19 protein-coding genes and 1 riboswitch are annotated in these 24543 nt (G+C 62.2%); of the genes, 6 read left to right on the top strand and 13 right to left on the bottom strand.

Annotation, left to right across the window (positions count from 1 at the left end; genetic code table 11):
- The first annotated feature begins 38 nt into the window (after positions 1-38).
- The 3 genes from AB4N80_RS02405 to AB4N80_RS02415 all read left to right on the top strand — a co-directional run bounded on the left by AB4N80_RS02405 (position 39) and on the right by AB4N80_RS02415 (position 3716).
- Positions 39-854: a rhodanese-like domain-containing protein gene (locus tag AB4N80_RS02405; protein WP_460080531.1), complete on the top strand. Its 816-nt coding sequence runs from the start codon at positions 39-41 to the stop codon at positions 852-854.
- A 19-nt stretch (positions 855-873) separates the two neighbouring features.
- On the top strand, positions 874-1734 hold the full coding sequence (gene asd / locus AB4N80_RS02410; protein WP_122567320.1) for an archaetidylserine decarboxylase: 861 nt from the start codon (positions 874-876) through the stop codon (positions 1732-1734).
- Between the two features lie 221 nt (positions 1735-1955).
- Positions 1956-3716 carry a molecular chaperone gene (locus AB4N80_RS02415; RefSeq protein ID WP_122567321.1) on the top strand — a complete coding sequence of 587 codons (1761 nt, stop codon included), beginning with the start codon at positions 1956-1958 and terminating at the stop codon, positions 3714-3716.
- Between the two features lie 188 nt (positions 3717-3904).
- Here AB4N80_RS02415 and serB read toward each other — a convergent pair whose 3' ends face one another.
- Positions 3905-5119, bottom strand: coding sequence for a phosphoserine phosphatase SerB (serB, locus tag AB4N80_RS02420; protein WP_122567322.1), 1215 nt, complete (start codon positions 5117-5119; stop codon positions 3905-3907).
- Positions 5120-5252: 133 nt separating this feature from the next.
- Between serB and AB4N80_RS02425 the strand changes: the two genes are divergently transcribed.
- Positions 5253-6767 carry an AhpA/YtjB family protein gene (locus tag AB4N80_RS02425; RefSeq protein ID WP_305469454.1) on the top strand — a complete coding sequence of 505 codons (1515 nt, stop codon included), beginning with the start codon at positions 5253-5255 and terminating at the stop codon, positions 6765-6767.
- A gap of 424 nt (positions 6768-7191) precedes the next feature.
- Here the strand turns inward: AB4N80_RS02425 and AB4N80_RS02430 are convergent, their stop codons facing one another.
- From AB4N80_RS02430 to AB4N80_RS02475, 10 genes are all read right to left on the bottom strand, one after another.
- Complete coding sequence (locus tag AB4N80_RS02430; RefSeq protein WP_122567324.1) at positions 7192-7896, bottom strand: PqiC family protein; 705 nt, start codon at positions 7894-7896, stop codon at positions 7192-7194.
- Between the two features lie 179 nt (positions 7897-8075).
- On the bottom strand, positions 8076-10340 hold the full coding sequence (gene parC, locus AB4N80_RS02435) for a DNA topoisomerase IV subunit A (RefSeq protein ID WP_122567325.1): 2265 nt from the start codon (positions 10338-10340) through the stop codon (positions 8076-8078).
- 10 nt (positions 10341-10350) lie between these two features.
- Entirely contained in the window at positions 10351-10869 is a 519-nt protein-coding gene (locus AB4N80_RS02440) for a retropepsin-like aspartic protease family protein (protein ID WP_122567326.1), read from the bottom strand.
- Positions 10866-11852: an esterase-like activity of phytase family protein gene (locus tag AB4N80_RS02445; protein ID WP_460080537.1), complete on the bottom strand. Its 987-nt coding sequence runs from the start codon at positions 11850-11852 to the stop codon at positions 10866-10868. Before AB4N80_RS02445 ends, AB4N80_RS02440 begins: the two co-directional genes overlap by 4 nt.
- Positions 11852-13756: a DNA topoisomerase IV subunit B gene (gene parE, locus AB4N80_RS02450; RefSeq protein ID WP_122567328.1), complete on the bottom strand. Its 1905-nt coding sequence runs from the start codon at positions 13754-13756 to the stop codon at positions 11852-11854. Before parE ends, AB4N80_RS02445 begins: the two co-directional genes overlap by 1 nt.
- A 42-nt stretch (positions 13757-13798) precedes the next feature.
- Positions 13799-14407 (bottom strand): YqiA/YcfP family alpha/beta fold hydrolase, encoded by a 609-nt coding sequence (locus tag AB4N80_RS02455; protein WP_122567329.1) that lies wholly within the window; start codon positions 14405-14407, stop codon positions 13799-13801.
- A 655-nt stretch (positions 14408-15062) separates the two neighbouring features.
- On the bottom strand, positions 15063-15392 hold the full coding sequence (locus AB4N80_RS02460) for a DUF6124 family protein (protein WP_122564880.1): 330 nt from the start codon (positions 15390-15392) through the stop codon (positions 15063-15065).
- A gap of 949 nt (positions 15393-16341) precedes the next feature.
- A complete protein-coding gene (gene cpdA, locus AB4N80_RS02465) occupies positions 16342-17157 on the bottom strand; it encodes a 3',5'-cyclic-AMP phosphodiesterase (RefSeq protein WP_122564968.1) in 816 nt (271 codons plus the stop codon).
- A gap of 99 nt (positions 17158-17256) precedes the next feature.
- The gene (locus tag AB4N80_RS02470; RefSeq protein WP_024618006.1) at positions 17257-17709 is read right to left on the bottom strand and encodes a DUF1249 domain-containing protein; all 453 of its coding nucleotides are present in this window, start codon (positions 17707-17709) and stop codon (positions 17257-17259) included.
- Positions 17700-18317 carry an NUDIX domain-containing protein gene (locus AB4N80_RS02475; RefSeq protein WP_122564969.1) on the bottom strand — a complete coding sequence of 206 codons (618 nt, stop codon included), beginning with the start codon at positions 18315-18317 and terminating at the stop codon, positions 17700-17702. Before AB4N80_RS02475 ends, AB4N80_RS02470 begins: the two co-directional genes overlap by 10 nt.
- A 214-nt stretch (positions 18318-18531) precedes the next feature.
- Between AB4N80_RS02475 and AB4N80_RS02480 the strand changes: the two genes are divergently transcribed.
- Entirely contained in the window at positions 18532-19278 is a 747-nt protein-coding gene (locus AB4N80_RS02480) for a DUF3298 domain-containing protein (protein ID WP_122564970.1), read from the top strand.
- Here the strand turns inward: AB4N80_RS02480 and cytX are convergent.
- Positions 19247-20539 carry a putative hydroxymethylpyrimidine transporter CytX gene (cytX, locus tag AB4N80_RS02485; RefSeq protein WP_122564971.1) on the bottom strand — a complete coding sequence of 431 codons (1293 nt, stop codon included), beginning with the start codon at positions 20537-20539 and terminating at the stop codon, positions 19247-19249. The genes AB4N80_RS02480 and cytX overlap by 32 nt on opposite strands.
- 171 nt (positions 20540-20710) lie before the next feature.
- A complete protein-coding gene (gene thiC / locus AB4N80_RS02490; RefSeq protein WP_305482468.1) occupies positions 20711-22600 on the bottom strand; it encodes a phosphomethylpyrimidine synthase ThiC in 1890 nt (629 codons plus the stop codon).
- 161 nt (positions 22601-22761) lie between these two features.
- Positions 22762-22867: riboswitch (TPP riboswitch) on the bottom strand.
- Between the two features lie 158 nt (positions 22868-23025).
- On the opposite strand from thiC, the gene AB4N80_RS02495 reads away from it, so the two are divergent.
- Positions 23026-24465: a TolC family outer membrane protein gene (locus tag AB4N80_RS02495; RefSeq protein WP_305482467.1), complete on the top strand. Its 1440-nt coding sequence runs from the start codon at positions 23026-23028 to the stop codon at positions 24463-24465.
- The last annotated feature ends 78 nt before the right edge of the window (positions 24466-24543 follow it).

Consider the following 24543-nt stretch of genomic DNA (forward strand, 5'->3'; position numbering starts at 1 on the left):
GCTACAATCCTTTCCCTTTGCGCCCCTGGAGACCTCACATGCCTGACTTCTCTGGCTTGCCGCTGGTGATCGAACCGACCGAACTGCTGCCGCGCCTCGACGCCCGCGAACTGATTCTGGTGGATCTGACCAGCGCCGCCCGCTACAGCACCGGGCATATCCCCGGCGCACGCTTCGTCGACCCCAAGCGCACCCAGCTCGGCCAGCCACCGGCGCCGGGCCTGCTGCCGGCGAAGGCCGACCTGGAAGCCCTGTTCGGCGAACTCGGGCACCACCCGGATGCGGTCTATGTGGTCTATGACGATGAAGGCGGCGGCTGGGCCGGGCGGTTTATCTGGCTGCTGGACGTGATCGGCCACTCGAACTACCACTACCTCGACGGTGGCTTGCTGTCGTGGCTGAACGAAGGCCTGCCGGTGTCCATCGACGTCCCTGCCCCCGTCGCCGACCCGGTCAGCCTGACGCTGCACGAAGCCCCCACCGCCACCCGCGAATACCTGCAAAGCCGTCTCGGTGCCGCCGACCTGGCCATCTGGGACGCTCGCGGCCCGCTGGAATACTCCGGCGAGAAAGTCGTCGCGGCCCGGGGCGGACACATTCCCGGCGCGGTCAATTTCGAATGGACGGCCGGCATGGACCCGGCGCGCAACCTGCGCATCCGTAAGGACATGGCGCAAATCCTTGAACAATTGGGCATCACGCCTGACAAAGAAATCATCACCCACTGCCAGACTCACCACCGCTCTGGCTTCACCTACCTGGTGGCCAAGGCGCTCGGTTATCCACGGGTCAAAGGCTATGCCGGTTCCTGGGGCGAATGGGGCAACCATCCCGACACGCCCATCGAGCTTTGAAGGTTCTTAAGGACAGTTAATGAAAAACCGTTTGTTCATCCTCACTCAATACCTGCTGCCCCACCACCTGTTGTCGCGGTTGGCCGGTTGCATTGCCGAATGCCGCGTGCGCTGGTTCAAGAACGCGTTCACCGCGTGGTTTGCCAAGCGCTATCAAGTGGACATGTCCCAGGCCTTGGTGGAAGACCTGACAGCGTATGAGCACTTCAACGCCTTCTTCACCCGCGCCCTGAAAGACGGCGCCCGCCCACTGGACGAGACCCCGGGCGCGATCCTCAGCCCCGCCGACGGTGCCGTCAGCCAGCTCGGCCCGATCGAGCACGGCCGGGTGTTCCAGGCCAAGGGCCACAGTTTCAGCGTGCTGGAGCTGCTGGGCGGTGACGCGGCCAACGCAGCGCCGTTCATGGGCGGCGATTTCGCCACCATCTACCTGTCCCCCAAGGACTACCACCGCGTGCACATGCCATTGGCCGGCACCCTGCGGGAGATGGTCTACATCCCCGGACGGATTTTCTCGGTCAACCAGACCACCGCTGAAAACGTTCCAGAACTGTTCGCCCGCAACGAGCGCGTGGCGTGCATTTTCGACACCGAGCGCGGGCCGATGGCCGTGGTGCTGGTGGGCGCGATGATCGTGGCCTCCATCGAAACCGTCTGGGCCGGGCTGGTGACGCCACCCAAGCGCGAGCTGAAAACCTTCCGTTACGACGAAGCCGCCCGTGCGCCGATCCACCTGGAAAAAGGCGCCGAACTGGGACGCTTCAAGCTGGGTTCGACCGCCGTCGTGCTGTTCGGGCCGGACCAGGTGAAATGGGCCGAAGGCCTGGTGGCCGGCTCGCCGGTGCAGATGGGCCAGGGCCTGGCACTGCCCAAAGCCTGAGCCTCACCAGCCCTTGAAGCAGGCCTGTAGAAGGCCTGAAGGCTGGAGCCTGTGGGAGCAAGGCTTGCCCGCGATGAACGATGAGGCGGTCTAAAAGAAACCGCTGCGCCTGTATCGCGAGCAAGCTTTGCTCCCACAGCACATTCAGGGCAACACGCCGGCCTGTCAGCTGCTAGAGTTGGAAACACCACGTTTATTTCCCGCCGGAGCCCGCACACGGCATGAATGAGACCAGCCCTCTCCAGCTACTGCGCGTCCTGACCCCGACACAATCACGCCTGTCGTTCTGCGAGGCTACGCCACGGGACCTCAAGCGCTGGATCGCCAACCTGCCCAAAGCCAACATCGGCGAAACGGCCCGCCTGTTGTACCAGGCCCTTGGCGAACTCAACCAGCTGCTCACGCCCAGCGACAATCGCCTGCAACTGCTCGAACTGCTGCGGCCCGAGGTGTATTACGTTTGCAAACACCTGGAGCGGCACTTCCTGCAACAGGCCATCGTGCTGGATGATCGCTCGCGCAAGATCGTCAACCTGTGCCAGGCCCTGCAAACCCAACTGGCAATGGGCTACAAACAGATCGTGGCGCGTATCGCGTCGAAGTACACCAAGGACCGGGCCCGCCTGCTGAGCGCTGCGCTGCAACGGGCGTTGCATGCCTTCAACGGCCCACTGCTGCGTGCCAGTCAACTGTACAGCCCAGTGCCCGAGGGGCTATGGCTTGATTTGCATCAGTTGTACCGGATCGCCTGCCAGCACCGGCTGCAACACCTGAGCGTGAGTGACGAACTGGCCAGCCAGGTTCATCAATTGAACGCCGAGCAAACCTATGTCGTCGCCCTGCTGCTGGGCGCGTCACGCAGCAACCAGTTGCGCCAGAGCCAGATCGGACGGCTGACCGAAGTGCTCGAATCCTGGAGCCAGTGGGTCAAGCTGGACCCCGCCACCACCGCCACCAGCCTGTTCGCGGTTGCGCCGGAGCTGGATGTCGGGCCACGCTACCGCTCCAAGTTCCGCGCCGAACAGCAGCCTACCTTGCAGGGCTTTGACCCACAGCCACTGGTGCGTGCAATCGCCACTCACCTGGAACAACCTGCCGATAATACGTTGCCAGTCCCGGGGGGCATGAGCGCCGACACCTTGCATCACCTGCAAGCCGCCTGGGGCGAAGCGGCTGAACGCAGCTTCCAGCGCACCGAGGGCAACGGCACACTGACCCTGTGCGTGGGCATGAGTGCGCTGCACTACTACCTTGGCGGCGAGCGCTCGTTCAACGAGATCTTGAAAAGCCCCACCACCCGCAAAGCCCGCTTCGAAGCCTCGCCGAGCAAGACAAACGACACCTGGAAGCAAGCGTTCGATGCAGCCCCCGCCGGCGACAGCGACCTGTTGCCCTATGAAGAAATCGAGTACCCGGTCAACCCGGCCGATGACGATGGCACCAGTTCCGACAACCAGCATCACTTCCCCACCTACGACCTGCCGATCATCAACCACAGCCCAGGCGGCTATTGCCTCGGCTGGCCCAAGGAAGTACCGGAACAGTTGCAAGCCGGGGAAATGATCGGCATCCGCGACGCCAGCGATCAAGCCTGGAGCGTCGCCGTGGTGCGCTGGATCCGCCAAGTGCGCAACGGGGCCATGCAAATGGGCATCGAACTGGTCGCGCCGCATGCCCAGCCTTGCGGGCTGCAGTTGGTCCGGGATGAAAATGAACACGGTCACTATCTGCGCGGGCTGTTGCTTCCCGAGATCAGTGCCATTGACCTGCCCCCGACCATGATCGCCCCCCGCCTGCCCTTCCAGGAAGGCCAGCGGGTGTTGATCAATACCAACGGCCAGGAACGCCGCGCCGGCCTGGACCGTCGAGTGACCAGCACCCACAGTTTCAACCAGTTTTCCTATCACCCGGAAGAGTCAGCCGAGACTGGGGATGGCAGCGACCAAGAGGGGAATTTTGATTCGTTGTGGAAATCGCTTTAAGCAGCGCTATAGCCCCCCTGTGGCGAGGGGATTTATCCCCGCTGGGCTGCGCAGCAGCCCCAGAACCTGACGACTCGCTATGTCAGGCTGAGTGGGGGTGCATTGGGGGGCTGCTGCGCAGCCCAACGGGGATAAATCCCCTCGCCACGGATAAGTCCCTGGCCACAGGAAATGTCGCAAGCTCAGAGTTAGAGCTGCCCGTCACGATCCCTGAAGCCCAGCAGGTACAACACCCCATCCAGCCCCAGGGTGGAAATCGCTTGCCGGGCCGACTGCTTGACCAGCGGTTTGGCGCGGAACGCCACGCCCAGGCCCGCGATCGCCAGCATCGGCAAATCGTTGGCGCCGTCGCCCACGGCGATGGTCTGTTCCAGGCGCAGGCCTTCTTTTTCAGCCAGTTCACGCAGCAGGTCCGCCTTGCGCTGGGCATCGACGATCGGTTCGACGGCCACGCCGGTCACCTTGCCATCCACCACTTCCAATTCGTTGGCGAATACGTAGTCGATACCGAGTTTGGCCTGCAATTGCTTGGCGAAGTAGGTGAAGCCGCCGGACAGGATGGCGGTCTTGTAGCCCAGGCGCTTGAGCTCGGCGAACAGGGTCTCGGCGCCTTCGGTCAGGCGCAGGGAAGCGCCAATGGAATCCAGCACGCTGACGTCCAGCCCCTTGAGCAGCGCCAGGCGCTCCTTGAAGCTGGCACGGAAATCCAGCTCGCCGGCCATGGCGCGCTCGGTAATGGCCGAGACCTTGTCGCCCACGCCGGCCGCCTTGGCCAGTTCGTCGATGACTTCGGCTTCGATCAGCGTCGAGTCCATGTCGAACACCGCCAGACGGCGGTTGCGGCGGAACAGCGAATCCTCCTGGAAGGCGATGTCGACATTCAGTTCCTGGGCCACGCTGAGGAACTCGGCACGCAACGCCTGGGGATCGGCCGGTTCGCCGCGCACCGAAAATTCGATGCAACCCTTGCCCTTGTCGGCCGGGGTGTCCAGCGGCATACGCCCGGACAGGCGGTCGATGTGGTCGATGTTCAAGCCATATTGGGCGGTGATCGAGCTGACGCGCTGCAACTGCTCGGCGGTCACCTTGCGGGTCAGCAGGGTCACGATGTGGCGCTTCTTGCCCTGACCAGCCACCCAATGCCGGTAATCGTCCTCGGACACCGGGGTGAAGCGCACCTGCTGGTCGAGCTTGTAGGCGGTAAACAGGATGTCCTTGAGCACGGATTTGCTTTGTTCGGCGTCCGGGATTTCAACCAGAATGCCGAACGACAGCGTGTCATGGATCACCGCCTGACCGATGTCGAGAATGTTCACACCACCCTGGGCCAGAACGCCGGTAATGGCCGCAGTCAGACCCGGACGGTCGCTGCCAGTGATGTTTATCAGGACGATTTCGCGCAAGGCGCACCCCCGCAGGTGGAAAAAAACCGCATTCTACCCACATTCAGTGACCATCGGGCACCGCCAGTGCTTTGCCGGTCATGGGGCTGTCGCTATACTGCGCGTCAATTTCACGGACAAAGAGCCGAGCTCAGTGAACCGGCCCACGCCAGTCAAAACCGACAACTTCTTCCTGCTGATCTTCCGTGCGCTGCGTCACCGTCGTGTGCCGATTGCATTGCGCATTGCCAGCCATAACGTAATCCTGGTCGCCCTGGCCTTGGTCATCTATGCCTGCGTGATGGGTTTGCAATTCAAGCAGGCCATGCACGAGCAGGCCGATGCCCTGGGTGAAAGCCTGACCACCCAGACCGCCACGTCCGCCACCGAGCTGCTGGTGTCCAACGACATCCTCAGCCTCAACGTGCTGCTCAACAACCTGACCAAGAACAAGCTGGTGGCCCACGCCGCCATCTACAGCGTGGACAACCGCATCCTCGCCGAGGCCGGACAGCGTCCCAAGCCTGGCCTGCTGGGTGAGCCCGGCGGTATGTATCAGAGCAAGATCACCTTCCAGGATGTGACCGCCGGGCAACTGCGCATCAGCCTGGACATGGACCAGTTTCAGCAACCGATGACCATCAGCCTGCAAAGCATGGGCATCCTCAGCGCGATCCTGCTGGCGTTGGCACTGGCCTTGAGCCTGCGCCTGGGACGGCACATCTCCACGCCGCTGTTGCAACTGCGCGTCTGGCTGCGGGACATCGACGAACACACGCCGGCCACCCAGCGCCAGGACGAGATCGGCGACCTGGCCCGGCAACTGCACGCCAGCTTCGCGCCGGAACCTGAGCCTTTGCCGGAACCTGAAGAGATTGACTACGCGGACGACGAGGCCGAGCCAGGCTTCGAAGTGCGTAACCTGCGCGACCCGGGCTTTGATGAAAGCCAGCCGATGCCGGCCTCCAAACCGGCGCCACGCCACGTGGTTCGCACGGTAGAAGACGAGGAGGACGACGACGCCTTCGCCGACCTGCGTGACGAGTCGGTCGACGGGATACCTCGACCGGTCGCCAAGCCCGTGGTCTCGAACCTACCCCAGCACAGCGCCGTACTGGCCGTGCAATTGGGTGCCCAGGATCAACTGCGCCGCCTGCCCCAGGCGCGCCTGAAGGAGTTGCTCGAGCGCTACCGCGATTGCCTCGACCAGGCCGCCTCGCTTTATCAGGGCGAACTGCACACCCTGAACGACGGCAGCACGCTGATGCTGTTCCACACCGAAGACAGCGGCGACGACTACCTGACCAACGCCATTTGCTGCGGTGAGTTGCTGCGCGCCTTGGGCCACCAGTTGCAGATCGAAGTTGCCGACAGCGGCATCACCCTGCAATTGCAATTGGGCCTGACCTTGGGCGATGGCTTGTTCGGCCTGAGCCAGATCGACCTGCTGCTGACCGAAACCGCCCAGGACGCCCTGGCGCTGTCGCAACACAGCCGTAACCTGCTGCTGGTGGAGCGCAAGATCAACGACGACGCCCTGATCCGTCAACGCGCGCGCATCCGCCCCATCGCCAGCCCCGAAGGTGCGTGCTGCGTGGAGCGCTTGATGGAGCCTTATCCATCGATGCTGGAGCGGCAGTTGGCGCGGATGCATGAGCGCCAGGCCTGAGTCCAGAGCCTGAAATAACGAAGCCCACCGATGAGTGATTGTCTGTGGGCTTTTTTGTTGCCCGGGCCGGCCTCATCGCGAGCAAGCTCGCTCCCACAAGGGATCCCTGCAAAGCCACAAATCCAGGACATCACCGCACCGGTGGCGAGGGAGCTTGCTCCCGCTGGGCTGCGCAGCAGCCCCAGAACCCTTCAAAACCACTGAACGCCGGACCTGGGGTGGGTGATTGTCTGCAGGCTTTTTTGTTGCCCGGGCCGGCCTCATCGCGAGCAAGCTCGCTCCCACACGGGGTCTGCGGCTTGCAGAGATCCACTGTGGGAGCGAGCTTGCTCGCGATGAGGCTGGCACAGACACTAAAGAACCAACCGGCAGAAACAACAAAGCCCGCATCAACGCGGGCTTCGTTTTGCATCCAGTCCTGGCGTCAGAACCTGAACACTTCCATGTCCGTACGAATCGGCAAGGCCATGGGAATCTTGTCCTTTTCTTTCTCTACCGGTTTGGCCGGGGCAGGCGCGGACTTACGTGGCACTTCAGCGACAGGCGGCTGGTTGGCCAGGGGCTTGAGCGACACGGACAGCTGTTCGGCCAGGCGTTGCAGGAGCACACCCTGGGCCTGGACCTGCGCCGCGGTGGTGCCGGCATGTTGCTCTTGCAGATGAACGATGCGGTTCTCACGCACCTTGCCACGGCGGTCGATCAACCGCCATTGGGCATCGAGCACCGCCGGTTGGGCTTTACCCGAGTCCAGGCGGGTAATCGACAGCAGTACCTGCACATCCGGGGTGAAGCCCTGGGTTGCCGGTGCCAGCACCACGCGTTGGCTGTCCAGGTGTCCGGCGACCTGGCGCAGCAGCAACTGATCGATGTCAGAGGACAGGCTGCCGGCCCAACGGCCGTCAGTGGCGGCTTGCAAACTGCCGTCCGGTTGGCGTTGCAACAAGGTTTCACGCTGCAGGTAGTCAGCGATCAGAACCGGGCCGAGCAATACGGCCATGCCTGTGCTTTGCGCAGGCTGGGCCGGGGTTCCGCTGTCCAGTTGGTACAGCGACACTGGCTGGTTCATGCTGCAGCCCGCCAGGCCAAGCAGGCCGGCGAGCCACAAAATAGGGAGGCGCAGAGCAGTCATCGTTCCGTCCAGGTGGCAGCCACAAGGCTTACCACAGTGAAAAAATACTCGGTCAATATGAAGAACGCTCGGCCACGCCGGCGCTTGAAAGGGCCTATCATCCGTGAATATGCGCGCCGACTCCAGCGCGAAAGCATCGATCCGCGGCATTTAATCGCAGACCGAGCCGTCTAGTACGCCTAATTGAGGTTTTCGACGAGCAGCGCATCGACTCGCTGAAATCCCCTCGGAAGCTTGTTGCCCCGCCGACCGCGTTCACCCTTGTAATGCTCAAGATCGTCTGCCTTCAACGAAAGCGTACGCTTTCCTGCCTGTAGCACAAGCGTCGCGCCTTCCGGTAACACTGCAATATCCGTGACATATTCCTCACGGCTTGCCACCCGTTCGCCGGAAATACCAATAATCTTGTTGCCCTTGCCTTTACCCAGCTGTGGCAGGTCGCTGATCTTGAATACCAACAACCGGCCTTCGGTGGTAACCGACGCCAGCCAGTTGCTCTCGCGATCGGCAACCGGCCGCGGCGCAATCACCTTGGCGTTGTTCGGCAGGCTCAACAACGCCTTGCCCGCCTTGTTCTTGGCTTGCAGATCCTCACCCTTGACCACGAACCCGTAACCCGCGTCCGATGCAATAACGTACAGCCCATCATCATCAGGCATCAGCACGCATTCAAAAGTTGCACCCGGTGGCGGAGTTAATCGTCCGGTCAGCGGTTCGCCCTGGCCGCGAGCCGATGGAAGGGTATGCGCCGGCACCGAATAACTGCGCCCGGTGGAGTCGACGAACACCGCAAACTGGTTGGAACGCCCGGCCGCCAAGGCCTTGAAGCCGTCCCCGGCCTTGTAGGAAAGCCCCGTCGCGTCAATATCATGACCCTTGGCCGAGCGCACCCAGCCTTTTTCTGACAGCACGACAGTCACTTTCTCGTTCGGCAGCAGATCATGTTCAGTGAGCGCTTTGGCTTCGGCGCGCTCGACGATCGGCGAACGACGGTCGTCGCCGTAGGTTTCGGCGTCCTTGAGCAGTTCGGTGCGCACCAGCTTCTTGAGTTTGGCCTCGCTACCCAGCAGGGCTTGCAGCTTGGCCTGCTCCTTGAGCAACTCATCCTGCTCGGCCCGCAGTTTCATCTCTTCCAACCGCGCCAACTGCCGCAGGCGGGTGTCGAGGATGTAGTCGGCCTGGATTTCGCTCAGGGCGAAACGCTCGATCAGGCTGGCCTTGGGGTGCTCCTCGGTGCGGATGATGTGGATCACTTCATCCAGGTTGAGGTAGGCAATCAGCAAGCCGTCCAACAGGTGCAGGCGGCGCTCGACCTTGTCCAGGCGGAATTGCAGGCGCCGGCGCACGGTCTTGACCCGGAACTCCAGCCACTCCACCAGCAAGGCCCGCAGGTTTTTCAGCTGCGGCTTGCCGTCCAGGCCGATGATGTTGATGTTGACCCGGTAGCTGGACTCCAGGTCGGTGCTGGCGAACAGGTGCTGCATCAGTGCGTCGTGGTCGACCCGACTGTTGACCGGGATGATCACGATGCGGCACGGGTTTTCGTGATCGGACTCGTCGCGAAGGTCGGCCACTTGCGGCGCTTTCGATGGTTTTGCCTGCATCATCGCGGCAATCTGTTCCAAAACCTTGGCCCCGGAGACCTGGTGCGGCAGCGCCGTGACAATGATGTCACCGTCTTCGATGTGGTACACGGCGCGCATGCGCACCGAACCGCGGCCGGTCTCGTAGATCTTCAGCAGGTCGGCGCGCGGGGTGATGATTTCGGCTTCGGTCGGATAGTCCGGGCCCTGGATGTGCTCGCAGAGTTGCTCCACCGTGGCTTTCGGCTCGTCCAGCAAGCGCACGCACGCCGTGGCCACTTCCCGCAGGTTATGGGGCGGCACGTCGGTGGCCATGCCCACGGCAATGCCGGTGGTGCCATTGAGGAGGATATTCGGCAAACGTGCGGGTAAAACCAGGGGTTCGTCGAGGGTGCCGTCGAAGTTCGGCCCCCAGTCCGCGGTGCCCTGGCCCAGTTCGCTGAGCAGCACCTCGGAATAGCGCGACAGCCGCGCCTCGGTGTAACGCATGGCCGCGAAGGATTTGGGATCGTCCGGCGCACCCCAGTTACCCTGCCCGTCCACCAACGTGTAGCGATAGCTGAACGGCTGGGCCATCAGCACCATGGCTTCATAGCAGGCCGAGTCGCCATGGGGGTGGAACTTACCAAGCACATCACCGACGGTACGCGCCGATTTCTTGTGCTTGGAATCCGCATCCAGCCCCAGCTCACTCATGGCATAGATGATCCGCCGCTGGACCGGCTTCAAACCGTCGCCGATGTGCGGCAAGGCGCGGTCCATGATCACGTACATGGAGTAATTGAGGTAGGCATTTTCGGTGAAGTCAGCCAGCGATCGGCGTTCTACGCCGTCTAAGCTGTCTGCAAGAATGTCGCTCATGCGGGCCTCATCAGTTCGTTGTCTGGCGCAGCAGCATGGTGCCGTCGCGCTGGGTAAATTCAAGTTTGTTCAGGGCGCTCATACCCAGCAGCACTTGCGTGCCACCCAAGCCTGGCGCCACCAGGGCACGGACATCGCGCAAGACGATGTCACCCAATTGCAGCCGGTCGATGCGGGTACGGTAGCCCTCGCTCAAACCGTTGGCAGTACTCAATGTCACGCCGAAACCTTTTTCCAGCTTGAGGCGCTCGGCCAGCTCCACCGGAATCGCCACGTCGGTGGCACCGGTGTCGAGCATGAAGTCCACCGGCTGGCCGTTGATCTGGCCGCTGGCGACGAAATGCCCCTGTTGATTGCCGACCAGCTTCACCTCGATAAAACCTTCACCTCTTTGCGAGTACACCTGGGTATTGGGGTTTTGCTGGCGCTGCTCCCATTGGGCAAAAAACCGCGTTGCCAGAAACAGCGCCGCGCACCAGGCCAATATCATCAATACCCGGCCGGCGCGCTTGCCCGGCGGCTGACTCATGGCGAGGTGCTCCAACCACTGTCCGGCGCGGCGAAGCGCCAGATGATCGGCCGCGTTTCGCCGTCGGCGCGGGCGCCATCGTTGTTGTCCAGCCCAATCCAGGCGCCCTCAGCGTCCACTACCAACGCTTCGGCCAGGCCATAGGCCTGTGCGTAACGACGGTTATCCTGCAACGCCTCGGCGGCGAACGACCAGCAACGTTCCACCTGGGCGGTCTGCGGGTCACGCCGGCAGATCTGGTAGGCGTTGCGTTCCAGGGTAAACAGCTTGCCATTGAACAATGACAGGTCGGCGAAATCCCGCGAAACCGCCTTGGCCTTGGGGAACTGTGCCGGCTGCATTTCCAGCCCCGCTTCGCTCAGCAACACGCAATTGCCATCGCAGTCCCACACCGTTTGCTGACGCTTGATCAGCAGCAGGCCGCGGCGTTCGCGCTCCGCCGCCAGCCACAATTGATCACCAGCCGGGTTGACCGCCAGGCCTTCGAACAAGGCATTGAAATGCAGCAACATGCCACTGCCCCGGGCCTGACGGATCAATGTTGGGGCGATTTTCAACCAGGACGCAGGCCCCGACGTCGGCACCTGCAGCACAGCGGCGTGGGACTCACTGATCACGTAACGATTGCCGGCGCTGTCACAGCTGATGCCTTCGAAATCCAACTCACCACCGCGCAGGAACGACGCCGCCCAGGTTCGCGACCTCAAGCCCCAGGGCAAACCGCTGTCCGGCACCTGCGGCACCTCGATTTCAACCACCTCGGCCTGCCAGACCGGCGCCTCGGAGGGCACGAGCCGATAGATCCGGTCGTCGTCACGATCGGACACCATCCACATCTCGCTGCCGCAGAACGCCAGCCCGGACAGGTTGCCACCGCGCATGCCCTCGATGGCATGCTCGGACAGCAGCTTCAGTTCCGGCGCAGGCCCTGCGATTACCACCCCCGCCCACAGCCATAAGGCCAGGGCGAAACCGTTGCGCATCAGGCCAGCACCTCGGCCAGGTCCCCTTTGGATTCGAGCCAGGACTTGCGGTCGCCGGCGCGTTTCTTCGCCAGCAACATGTCCATCATTTCCGAGGTCGCTTCGAAATCATCCAGGGTCAACTGCACCAGGCGGCGAGTGTTTGGATCCATGGTGGTTTCACGCAGCTGCGGCGGGTTCATCTCGCCCAGACCCTTGAATCGGGTGACCTGCGGCTTGCCGCGTTTCTTCTCGGCCACCAGGCGATCGAGGATGCCGTCGCGCTCGGCTTCGTCCAGGGCGTAGTAGATCTCCTTGCCCAGGTCGATGCGGTACAGCGGCGGCATCGCCACGTAGACGTGACCGGCGTCCACCAGCGGGCGGAAATGCTGGACGAACAAGGCGCAGAGCAACGTGGCGATGTGCAGGCCGTCGGAGTCGGCGTCGGCGAGGATGCAGATCTTGCCGTAGCGCAGCTGGCTCATGTCTGCGGCGCCCGGATCGACACCGATGGCCACCGCGATGTTGTGCACTTCCTGGCTGGCCAGCACTTCGCTGCCGTCCACTTCCCAGGTATTGAGGATCTTGCCCCGCAGCGGCAGGATCGCCTGGAACTCCTTGTCCCGCGCCTGCTTGGCCGAGCCGCCGGCGGAGTCACCTTCCACCAGGAACAGCTCGGAACGCATCGGGTCCTGCCCGGCGCAATCGGCGAGCTTGCCCGGCAAGGCCGGTCCCTGGGTGATGCGCTTGCGCTCGACCTTCTTGCTGGCCTTGAGACGCCGGCCGGCGTTGTTGATCGCCAACTCTGCCAGGGCCAGGCCGGTTTCCGGGTTGGCGTTGAGCCACAGGCTGAACGCGTCCTTGACCACCCCGGAAACAAACGCCGCCGCTTCGCGGGACGATAGGCGCTCCTTGGTCTGGCCGGAGAATTGCGGTTCCTGCATCTTCATCGACAGGACAAAGGCGATGCGTTCCCAAACGTCTTCCGGCGCCAGCTTCACGCCACGGGGCAGCAGGTTGCGGAACTCGCAGAATTCGCGCATGGCGTCGAGCAAGCCTTGGCGCAGCCCGTTGACGTGGGTGCCGCCCTGGGCCGTGGGGATCAGGTTGACGTAGCTTTCCTGGACGCTTTCGCCGCCTTCGGGCAGCCACAACAGCGCCCAGTCCACCGCCTCCTTGTTACCGGCCAGGCTGCCGCAGAACGGCTCGTCGGGCAGGCGTTCGAAACCGCTGACCGCGTCCACCAAGTAAGAGCGCAGACCGTCTTCGTAATGCCACTCGACTTTCTCGCCGGTGGCCTTGTCCTCGAAGCTGACCAGCAGCCCCGGGCACAACACGGCCTTGGCCTTGAGCACATGCTTGAGGCGGCTGACGGAAAACTTCGGTGAATCGAAATACTTCGGGTCCGGGGCGAAATACACGCTAGTCCCGGTGTTGCGCTTGCCGACGGTGCCCACCACTTCCAGCTCGGTGGCCTTGTAGCCGTCGGCGAAGGTCATCTGGTATTCATTGCCGTCACGCTTGACCCGCACCCGCACCTGGGTCGACAAGGCGTTGACCACGGAAATACCCACCCCGTGCAAACCGCCGGAGAACTGGTAGTTCTTGTTGGAAAACTTGCCGCCGGCGTGGAGCTTGGTGAGGATCAGTTCGACACCCGACACACCCTCTTCAGGGTGAATGTCCACCGGCATGCCGCGGCCGTCATCGCTGACTTCCAGCGAGTGATCGGCGTGCAGGATGACCTGCACCGACTTCGCATGCCCGGCCAAGGCTTCGTCGACACTGTTGTCGATGACTTCCTGGGCGAGGTGGTTCGGCCGACTGGTGTCGGTGTACATGCCGGGGCGCTTGCGCACCGGGTCGAGGCCCGAGAGGACTTCGATGGCGTCTGCGTTATAAGAGCTAGCGCTGGGAGTGGCCATGGGGTCTCGTCGTCAGTGTTCAATGAAAAAGGGGCGATGGGCTCACAGCGACGTGAAGTCGATCGCCTGGTACAAATCGGCGCCAATGCCGGCAAAACTCAACAGCGCCGGCAACTGCTGGGCAAACCCTTGGAAACTGTGGTCGCCGCCGGCCTGGATGCGCAAGGCACAGGCGCGGTAATACTGCTGGGCGTGGCGATAATCCAGCGTTTCGTCACCGGTTTGCAACCATACCTGATACCGCTGTGGATCCCGGGGCGCCGGCACTTCCAGCTCGGCCAGGGCCGTGACGTGGTCGTGGGTCAATTCCCAGGTTTCGTCGGTGTACAAATTCTTCTGCGTGCCCAGGTAGCCGTCGAACATCCGATGTGGGCTGACGGCCGGATTGACCAGCAGGGCCTTGAGGCCGTGGCGCTCGGCCAAGTGAGTCGCATAGTAGCCGCCGAGCGAGCTGCCGACCAGCAGCGGCCGCCCCAGTTGTGTAATCGCCTGCTCCAGCTGACCGATGGCTTCGCGGGGGTGGTGATGCAAGGCGGGCACCTGTAATTGGTCGCTCAGGCCAAGGCGTGCCATCACGTCGACTAGCTGACAGGCTTTGGTCGAGGCTGGGGCGCTGTTGAAGCCGTGGATATAAAGGATCGAACCCGACATTGCCGACTCCCTGGGTGTTGGGCAAAGGCCGGAGTTTACAGGGAGTTTGTGGGGGTTTGGGGGATTTGACCGTCTTGTTGTCGCCGATGATCAGTCAATCACGGTGCCTGTGGGAGCAAAGCTTGCTCGCGATGGCGGCCTTACAGCCGGCCAGGATGTTGTTGACCGGGTACATATCCATTGCTGCGGTAACGGCTGCTTATGGTTCCGCCCTGACGGCGGGTCACTTTCGAAAAGCGCGAAAGTAACCAAAGCGCTTCTGCCCCACCACTCGGCACCTCGCCTAGGCTCGGTGTGCCCTCACTCCGACATTGCTCCGTGGGCCCGCCGCGAAGGGCCATCCATGGCCCAGCGCGGCTATCCCGGCATCCATGCCGGGATGCCCACTCCACAATGCCTGCGTTCGGCCATCGTGGTTAACGGGGCGCCGAGATCAACGTCCACCGCGAGGCGGCCTGAGAGCCGACCTGGTTCTTGATAGGACCGCGTTTCTCCTGTGGGAGCGGGCTTGCTCGCGATGGCGTTGGATCAGCCTGTATCGGCGTTGGATGTGCCACCGTCTTCGCGAGCCGGCTCGCTCCCACAGTTGGATTGGAGTACTGCCGCCGGAGACAGGTCGGCGGTAAGTGCTCCCCTACAATGCTTTCCCTCGGCGTTAGCGCGGATCGACGATATCCAACGCCCGATTCGCCAACAACTCACTGAGCTCGATCATCTGCTGGACTCCCAGGGCGAAATGCCGACGGGAACCTTCCAGGTCGAAGGTTAGATCGCCGAGCATGGCGTTGGCGGAAGCTAGGGTTTCGCTGAGGTTGACTAGGAGGGTTTCAGTGTCGGCGCTCTCCGCGACAGAGAACAGTTGGCTTGAGGTTTTTTTCTTTTTGGGTTGGGGCTTGGGGTCGAGATAATGATCGATGGCGCGCTTGGCGGCTTCATCAAGCTCTTGGGGATCGGTTTCGGGGGGATTGGGTGTGGCTTTGAACATAGGGTGACACTCCGTCTACTGGTTGGAGCTGCCACGTTCGTTTCCAAGCGAGGGGGTGGCAGCCGTACGCAGGTTGGAAAACCGGGGTAAACGAGCCCGACAGACCCGAAGGTCTCCCGCGCACAGCCGCCATAACGAAAGCATGGTCAAAAAACGACCGCAAGCATACGTCATGAAGGGCGCTTTCGCGCCGTCTACTTATCGGATTTCCAAGCCCGGCCGCTGAATTTGCAGCGACGGGAAAAGGTTAGCGACAGCCCTTCCCACCCGGCAACCGCCAGAGTTCGTCGGAAAAATCTAATGCAGCCCGGAGGGGTGTCCGACCATTCCCACAAAGCTTGGTCGGCTGTCAGGCCGTCATCGCGAGCAAGCTCGCTCCCACACAGGTTTTTGGTCGTTTATACGATCAGTGTCCACCGCCGATCCCTGTGGGAGCCGGGCTTGCTCGCGATAGCGGTGGGTCTGCTTGCATCAATGCTGAATGTGCCGCCGTCTTCGCGAGCAAGCCCGCTCCCACAATTGGACTGGGTACACCCGCAAGAGCAGGTCGGCTATAAGGCCGCCTCGCGAGCAAGCTTTGCTCCCACAGGTCCAGCTCAAACAAGTCTGATGGGTGTACTCCCCGCAAGAGCCAGGTCGGCTATCAGGCCGCATCGTGGTGGGGTGGACGTTGATCTCAGCGCCCCGTTAACCACGATGGCCGAACGCAGGCATTGTGGAGTGGGCATCCCGGCATGGATGCCGGGATAGCCGCGCTGGGCCATGGATGGCCCTTCGCGGCGGGCCCACGGAGCAATGCCGGAGTGAGGGCATGCCGAGCCTAGGCGAGGCACCGAGTGGTGGGGCAGGAGCGCTTTGGTTACTTTCGCGCTTTTCGAAAGTGACCCGCCGTAAGGGCGGAACCCTAAGTAGCCGTTACCGCAGCAATGGATATGTACTCAATCAAAACTCAATAACCGTTGGACTCATAGTCCGGGGTAAACGCAAACCCAACCACCCGCTCAACCCCCGTCTCCAACCGCCCATCCGGCAAGAGCCGCAACCACCGATACCCCGGCGCTTGCGAGCCCACCGCAAAATCCTCACTCCCCGGCTCAAACTGAATACAGGTCGAAGGCGAAGCCAACAAACGAACCCCCTCCCGCACCCGATCAACCTCCTGATGCACATGCCCCCACAACACCGCCCGCACCTGGGGAAACCGATCCAACACCGCAAACAACGCCTCCGGATTACGCAACCCGATCGGCTCCATCCACACACACCCAATCGACACTGGATGATGATGCAGACACACCAAATGATGCCGCTCCGGCGCCTCGCTCAAGGCATTGGCCAACAGAATCAACTGCTCCTCAGCCAAAAACCCCGGCACCGAACCTGGAACGGCAGAATCGAGCATCGTCACCCGCCAATTGCCAATGTCCACCACCGGATCGAGCAACGTACTCTTGACCGCCGCCTCAAGCATCACCTGCGGCTCATCATGGTTACCGGGAATCCACCGCGCCGGCGCATCAATTCGCGCAGTCAACTGCCGAAACGCCGCGTAGGATTCCAGCGTCCCGTCCTGGGACAAATCCCCAGTGGCAAGCATCAGGTCAATGTCCGGCTGCTGCTTGAGCACCAAATCAATGACCGCCCGCAAACTGTCACGGGTCTTCATGCCCAGCAACGAGGCATCGGCCTCGGCGAACAAATGGCTATCGGACAGTTGGACCAACAACGCCGCATCGGCTGTGGTCAAGCTGGATACGCTCGGCAAATCGCTCTCTCCCAGGCGCAATCACGCCGTTGCATGAAGCCGCAATTATGCTGGGGGATGATCGAAAGGGGAAACCCGCGAACCGGAACCGGTTCACAACTACCGAACGACTTCGAACTCGTGACCCAGCGCCAGGCAATGACTCAACCACTCGCCCAGGAACAGGTTCAACTGGGCCTTTTCATCCGGCTGGTGCATCGAGGCATTGGGGTAAGGATAGATGCCACGAAAGCGTCGTGCATGTTCGGCGCTGACAACTTCGGCCATGCGCGCGTCGTGATAGACCTGCACTTCCAACTGCGGCACCGGCAACCAGGGCAGGCTGTGCTCCTGACGAACCTGCAAGGTGGTGGTGTAGGGACAGGTCTGCAGCACTTCCAGGGCCAGCACGCCGAGCATCTGGTCGCCGTGGGTCACGGCGATGCGGCGCGGCAACGGGTCGTTGCGCATGTCCGGCAACAAGCGCATCAAGCGGGCGTAGTTGGCCTCGCAGGCGGCCTGCAACCCCACCAGATCGACGCGATAGCGGTCGCGCAGTTTGTTCAGGACCATAGCCCCCTCACTTCATCGCGATTCAAGGCCAGCCATTGCAAGGCAATGATGCTGGCCGCGTTGCAGATACGTCCGTCGCGCACGGCTTGCAAGGCATCCTCAAAAGCCCAGACCTTCACCCGAATGTCCTCGGCTTCCTCCAGAAGGCCATGCAGGCCGCCTGCCCCCGTGCTGTCGCAACGCCCCAAGAACAAATGTACGAACTCATTGCTGCCGCCCGGCGATGGAAAATATTGGGTCATCGGCCAGAGCGCAGCGAAGACAAGCCCAGCTTCCTCCTGCGCCTCGCGATGAGCAACTTCTTCCGGTTGCTCGTCCTTGTCGATCAGCCCGGCCACCAGCTCCACCAGCCAGGGGTTGGTGGTCTTGCCAATGGCGCCCACGCGAAACTGCTCGATCAACACCACTTCATCGCGCTGCGGATCGTAGGGCAGCACACACACCGCGTCATGACGCACGAACAGTTCACGGCTGATCTCACGGCTCATGCCACCGGCAAACAACTCGTGGCGCAGGACGAGGCGGTCGAGCTTATAGAAACCCTTGAAGCAGGTTTCACGCTTGACGATGTCCACGGTGTTCGGTGTGGCGTTGGCGAAGTCGGTCATGACAATCCTCGTGTGCAATGGATCAATACGAGGTTCCAACCTCGGCTTCGCGCCATCCTAACGCGCCCGTACCCTTTGATGCAGCCCCTTTCCGGTGATCGGGATGGACGGCTGCGCTGAAAATCACTCTAATGAGCTTAGTGGCGAACTGATTGCCTTGCCGACAGTCGAAGCGGGTAACTTTTTGCCTTTCCGTGTTTCATGAAGGACGCCCATGTCGCTTTTCAAAACCGCCTCCGTGGCTGCCATTGCCCTGACCCTGGGCGCTTGCCAAAGCCTGTTCCAACCCAACTATCGCGCACCGCTGGAGACCACCCGCGACGCGTCGGAACAATTGCAACAAGGTTGCGCCAGCGCCGACTGCCCATTGGTGAACATCGATACTCTGCATTTTCCCACCGAGCCTGCCTTGGACGGCATCGTCGAAAAACGCCTGCTGCAAATGACCCGCACCACGCCGGACGCTCCGGTGGCGCCGACGCTGGCGGCCTATCGCGAGCAGTTCCTGCGCAACGCCGCACCACGCAACAGCAGCTACTTGCAGGCCAAGGTACGCGAGCAACATGACGGCCTGGTGATCATCGAACTGTCCAGCTACCTGGACACCGGCGGTGCCCATGGCACGCCGGGTCGAGGTTTCATCAACTATTCGCGCCAGCAACACAAGGTGCTGACCCTGTCGGACATGCTGCTACCGGGCCAGGAAGAAGCGTTCTGGAAAGCCGCCCAGGTCGCCCACAACAGCTGGCTGATCAGCACCAAGTTGGATCAGGAGCCCGAGTTCCTGAAACAGTGGTCCTTCCAGAAAACCCCACACATCGCGCTGACTTACGGCGGGGTGATCCTCAAGTACGAAGTGAGCACCATCGCGCCGTACGCCTTGGGCCACATCGAACTGAAGATCGCCTATCCACGCCTCAACGGCATCCTCAAGCCCGAGCTGTTCCCCGGCCGTAGCTGAAAGCCCGGCCCAGCAACAGTTGCAGTAACCCTGCCAGGATCAACGATGGCAGGGTTGCACCGACGTCCGGATAGAAGTTGGCCAGCAGGTGATAAGTACTCACCCCACCCAACCAGGCCAACAGGGCCGGCCAGCGCAACGCGGCTGACACCCCTTGGCTGCTGCGCTTGCGCAGGATGAAGTGATCCACCAGCACCACGCCGAACAGCGGCGCGAACACCGATCCGATCAGCAACAGGAAGTTCTGGTATTGCGCCAACGGTGCAAAGCAGGCGATCAAGGTGCAGATGACGCCAATCGCCAAGGCCAGGTGCTCGACTTTCAGCCCCGACAGCATGCCGCTGGACACCGCCGCCGAGTGAATGTCGGCGAAGGCGTTTTCCGACTCGTCCAGCAGAATCAGCAGCAGCGGAATGCCCAACCCGGCACCGGCCAGGGCCAGCAGCAACGCATTGACTTCACCGCTCGGAGCAAACGCGAGGGTGTAGGCAACGCCCAGGCTCATCAGCCAAAAGTTACCGATGAAGAAGCCCAGCGCAGTGCCGCCAAACACATTTTTGGCGCGTTTGCCAAAGCGTGAATAGTCGGCGATCAGCGGCAACCACGACAGCGGCATCGCAATGGCAATATCAAACCCCACCGCCAACGGCATCGAGCCGTCGCCCGCCTGGGCCCACAGCGCCGCCAGGTCAGCCTTGGCGAACAGGTTCCAGGTCAGCCAGATGCAGGCCGCCAGCAGCAGCCAGATGCCCCATTTGCGCAGGACCTTGCGCACGAACGTCAGCGGTCCACTGACCGCGAGCAAGGTCGCCAGGGCGCCGAAGAACAGCGTCCACAGCAACGGATTCGAACCCAGGCTGCCTTCGCTGAAGGCGCGTGCACCGAGCAGGCTGGCCGCGTCACGCATGACGATGATTTCGAACGAGCCCCAGCCGATCAGTTGCAGCAGGTTCAACACCGCCGGCACGCTCGCGCCCTTGCCGCCGAGGCTGAGCTTGAGGGCGGCCATGGCCGACAGGCCGGTGTCGCTGCCGATCACCCCGACGGCTGCCAGCAGCAGGACGCCCACCAGCGTGCCGAGGAAAATCGCCAGCAGCGAACCACTCAGACCCAGGCCCGGCGCGAGCAAGGCGCCGACCTGCAAGACCATCAGGCCGATGCCGAGGGAGAACCACAGGGAAAACAGGTCGCGGGCGCCGAAGACGCGTTTGTCCAGGGGGACTGCGGCGTCGGGGGAATAGGTGCTGGGTTGGATGTTCAAGAGTTGTTATCTCAGAGGGATATTTGTTGTCTTTTTGGCCGCTATCGCGAGCAAGCTCGCTCCCACAGAGGATCAACGGTGCACACAGACTTTGCGTCCACAGTAGATCCCCTGTGGGAGCGAGCTTGCTCGCGATGACGGCGGTGAAAACACCGCCGCCTTCAGCTCACATCACACTTTCTTGTAAAGCTGACTACCTTCCTTCTTGAACCGCTCAGCCTGCTCCGCCAAGCCCTGGGCAACCTCGACATCCACCGCTTCAATGCGCTGGTTGGCGGCGTACTCGCGCACTTCCTGGGTGATTTTCATCGAGCAGAATTTCGGCCCGCACATCGAGCAGAAATGCGCGACCTTGGCCGAGTCCTTCGGCAAGGTTTCGTCGTGGTACGAGCGGGCGGTGTCCGGGTCCAGGCCGAGGTTGAACTGGTCTTCCCAACGGAACTCGAAACGCGCCTTGCTCAAGGCGTTGTCGCGGATCTGCGCGCCCGGGTGCCCCTTGGCCAGATCGGCCGCATGGGCGGCGATCTTGTAGGTGATGATCCCGGTCTTGACGTCATCCTTGTTCGGCAGCCCCAAGTGTTCTTTCGGGGTTACGTAGCAGAGCATGGCGCAACCGAACCAGCCGATCATCGCCGCACCGATGCCGGAAGTGATGTGGTCGTAGCCCGGGGCGATGTCGGTGGTCAGCGGGCCGAGGGTGTAGAACGGCGCCTCGTCGCAGCACTCGAGCTGCTTGTCCATGTTCTCTTTGATCAACTGCATCGGCACGTGGCCGGGGCCTTCGATCATGCATTGCACATCATGCTTCCAGGCGATCTTGGTCAGCTCGCCGAGGGTTTCCAGCTCGCCGAACTGCGCTTCGTCGTTGGCGTCGGCAATCGAGCCCGGACGCAGGCCATCGCCCAGCGAGAAGCTGACGTCGTAGGCCTTCATGATTTCGCAGATGTCTTCGAAGTGGGTGTAGAGGAAGTTCTCTTTGTGGTGCGCCAGGCACCACTTGGCCATGATCGAACCGCCACGGCTGACGATACCGGTGACGCGCTTGGCGGTCATCGGCACATAGCGCAACAACACGCCGGCGTGGATGGTGAAGTAGTCGACGCCCTGCTCGGCCTGTTCGATCAGCGTGTCGCGGAACAGCTCCCAGGTCAGGTCTTCGGCCACGCCGCCGACTTTTTCCAGGGCCTGATAGATCGGCACGGTGCCGATCGGCACCGGCGAGTTGCGAATGATCCACTCGCGGGTTTCATGGATGTGCTTGCCGGTGGACAGGTCCATGACCGTGTCCGAGCCCCAACGGATGCCCCAGGTCAGCTTCGCCACTTCTTCTTCGATGGACGAACCCAGCGCGCTGTTGCCGATGTTGCCGTTGATCTTCACCAGGAAGTTACGGCCGATGATCATCGGTTCCAGTTCGGTGTGGTTGATGTTGGCGGGGATGATCGCGCGGCCACGGGCGATTTCGTCACGCACGAATTCCGGAGTGATGACTTTCGGCACGCTGGCGCCGAAGCTGTGGCCGGCGTGTTGCTGGTCCAGCAGGCCGGCGGCGCGGGCCACTTCCAGCTTCATGTTCTCGCGGATGGCGACGTATTCCATCTCGGCGGTGATGATGCCTTTGCGCGCGTAGTGCATCTGGCTGACGTTGGCACCCGGCTTGGCGCGACGCGGGTTGTTCACGTGGGCAAAGCGCAGCTTGGTCAGCTCGGGGTCGGCCAGGCGTTCCTGGCCGAAGTTGGAACTCAGGCCCGCCAGGCGCTCGGTGTCGCCACGGGCTTCGATCCACGGCGAGCGCACGTCGGCCAGGCCTTTGCGCACGTCGATGATCACGTTCGGATCGGTGTACGGGCCCGAGGTGTCGTACACCACCACCGGCGCATTGATTTCGCCGCCGAAGTCGGTGGGGGTCACGTCGAGGCTGATTTCGCGCATGGGCACGCGGATATCCGGGCGGCTGCCCTGGACATAGATTTTTTGCGAGCGGGTAAAGGGCTGAACCGATTGCTCATCGACCTTGGCCGAATCACTGAGGTTGATCGCGTTTTTTGATTTTGTCGTCATCACGGGCTCTCCAGACACACATCCAGGCAGTGGATTTTTGTCGGAGCGAACCTGTAACGAATGGACGCGTCCCTGCACGAAAGTGCGGACGCTGTGCTTGCTGCTCGAGTGCGTTCAATGGTCGAACGACATCCCGGACGAAGCACAAGAGGACTCGCCGGGTGACGAGAAATCTTGTTCCCTACGCAGGCGCTAACCTGATCAGGTTCAACGGGATCCGAAATTATTCGATCTCAGCCTCATAGCAAGGCACCCCGACAAGAACCCGGCCAGTCTAGACACAACTACCAGAGAACGCCATCGCCAGGGCAAAAGGCGTGATGAATGGCGCATATACAGGATTGTTGCCATGCCGTCGCGCAACTACACTCGCTACGCCGCGCGCCTCTTATGCGCATTCTCATTAGTGAATTAGGGATAGCCTCATGCTGCGCAAACTCTCACTGGCCCTGGCCGTGTCTTGTGCGTCCAACGCCATGGCCTGGGCCGCCGAAGCGCCCTTGACCACCAAAACCGATCTGGTGAGCGTGTATCAGGAAGCGGTGGACAACAACGCCGATCTGGCCGCTGCCCGCGCCCAATATGGTGCCCAGAAGGAAGTGGTGCCCCAGGCCCGCGCCGGGTTGCTGCCCAACCTCTCGGCCGGTGCAGACTTGAACAACACCCGTACCGAACTCGACCAGCCGGCGATGACCGCCACCCGCAGTTCCACGGTCTACCAGGCCACGCTGTCCCAACCGATTTTCCGCGCCGACCGCTGGTTCCAGCTCCAGGCGGCAAAGTCCGTTGACGAACAAGCGTCGCTGCAACTGTCGGCCACTGAACAGAACATGATCCTGCAAAGCGCCGAGAGCTATTTCAACGTGCTGCGCAGCCAGGACAACCTGGCCTCGACCAAGGCCGAGGAAGCGGCGTTCAAGCGCCAGCTCGACCAGTCCAACGAACGTTTCGACGTCGGCCTGTCGGACAAGACGGATGTACTGCAATCCCAGGCCAGCTACGACACCGCACGCGCCAACCGGATCCTCGCCCAGCGCCAGGTCGAAGACGCCTTCGAAGCCTTGATCACCCTGACCAACCGCCAGTACAACTCGCTCCAGGGCATCGTCCACACCTTGCCGATCCTGCCGCCGACGCCGAACGATGCCAAGGCCTGGGTCGACACGGCGGCCAAACAGAACCTCAACCTGCTGGCCAGCAACTACGCCGTCGATGCCGCCGAAGACACACTGCGCCAACGCAAGGCCGGCCATGCGCCGACCCTCGATGCGATAGCCCAGTACAGAAAAGGCGACAACGACGGCCTCGGTTTCACCAACCCGAGCCCCACCGGCCAGCGTTATGGCGGCGATGCCGAGCAACGCACCATTGGCCTGCAACTGAGCATCCCGATCTACAGCGGCGGGCTGACCAGTTCCCAGGTGCGCGAGTCCTACTCGCAGCTCACCCAGACCGAACAGCAACGCGAAGGCCTGCGTCGGCAGGTGGTGGAAAACACCCGTAACCTGCACCGTGCGGTCAACACGGACGTGGAGCAGGTCCAGGCCCGGCGCCAGTCGATCATCTCCAACCAGAGCGCGGTGGAAGCCACGGAAATCGGCTATCAGGTGGGCACCCGCAACATCGTCGATGTGCTCGACGCCCAGCGCCAGCTGTACACCTCGGTGCGCAACTACAACAACGCCCGCTACGACTACATCCTCGACAACCTGCGCCTCAAGCAGGCGGCCGGGACGTTGAGCCCGGCGGACCTGCAGGACCTGTCGCGCTACCTCAAGCCCGACTACAACCCCGACCGCGACTTCCTGCCGCCGGACCTGGCCCAGGCGGCAGCGCAGCAGTTGCGCTCGCGGCCGGCGCAGTAACCCCTCGGAGGGAAGCCCTGCCAGCAACATCCTGTGGGAGCAAGGCTTGCCCGCGATGAATACAACTCAGTCTCCCTG

Source organism: Pseudomonas sp. H3_A02, assembly GCF_054671965.1.

Bases quoted from the DNA above. Each gene is read 5' to 3' on its own strand.
- parE (WP_122567328.1), bottom strand. From the start codon at position 13,756: ATGGCCACTCCCAGCGCTAGCTCTTATAACGCAGACGCCATCGAAGTC.
- parC (WP_122567325.1), bottom strand. From the start codon at position 10,340: ATGAGCGACATTCTTGCAGACAGCTTAGACGGCGTAGAACGCCGATCG.
- AB4N80_RS02460 (WP_122564880.1), bottom strand. From the start codon at position 15,392: ATGTTCAAAGCCACACCCAATCCCCCCGAAACCGATCCCCAAGAGCTT.
- AB4N80_RS02440 (WP_122567326.1), bottom strand. From the start codon at position 10,869: ATGAGTCAGCCGCCGGGCAAGCGCGCCGGCCGGGTATTGATGATATTG.
- AB4N80_RS02430 (WP_122567324.1), bottom strand. From the start codon at position 7,896: ATGACTGCTCTGCGCCTCCCTATTTTGTGGCTCGCCGGCCTGCTTGGC.
- asd (WP_122567320.1), top strand. From the start codon at position 874: ATGAAAAACCGTTTGTTCATCCTCACTCAATACCTGCTGCCCCACCAC.
- AB4N80_RS02455 (WP_122567329.1), bottom strand. From the start codon at position 14,407: ATGTCGGGTTCGATCCTTTATATCCACGGCTTCAACAGCGCCCCAGCC.
- AB4N80_RS02475 (WP_122564969.1), bottom strand. From the start codon at position 18,317: ATGACCGACTTCGCCAACGCCACACCGAACACCGTGGACATCGTCAAG.
- AB4N80_RS02495 (WP_305482467.1), top strand. From the start codon at position 23,026: ATGCTGCGCAAACTCTCACTGGCCCTGGCCGTGTCTTGTGCGTCCAAC.
- thiC (WP_305482468.1), bottom strand. From the start codon at position 22,600: ATGACGACAAAATCAAAAAACGCGATCAACCTCAGTGATTCGGCCAAG.
- AB4N80_RS02445 (WP_460080537.1), bottom strand. From the start codon at position 11,852: ATGCGCAACGGTTTCGCCCTGGCCTTATGGCTGTGGGCGGGGGTGGTA.
- AB4N80_RS02415 (WP_122567321.1), top strand. From the start codon at position 1,956: ATGAATGAGACCAGCCCTCTCCAGCTACTGCGCGTCCTGACCCCGACA.
- AB4N80_RS02405 (WP_460080531.1), top strand. From the start codon at position 39: ATGCCTGACTTCTCTGGCTTGCCGCTGGTGATCGAACCGACCGAACTG.
- AB4N80_RS02470 (WP_024618006.1), bottom strand. From the start codon at position 17,709: ATGGTCCTGAACAAACTGCGCGACCGCTATCGCGTCGATCTGGTGGGG.
- AB4N80_RS02480 (WP_122564970.1), top strand. From the start codon at position 18,532: ATGTCGCTTTTCAAAACCGCCTCCGTGGCTGCCATTGCCCTGACCCTG.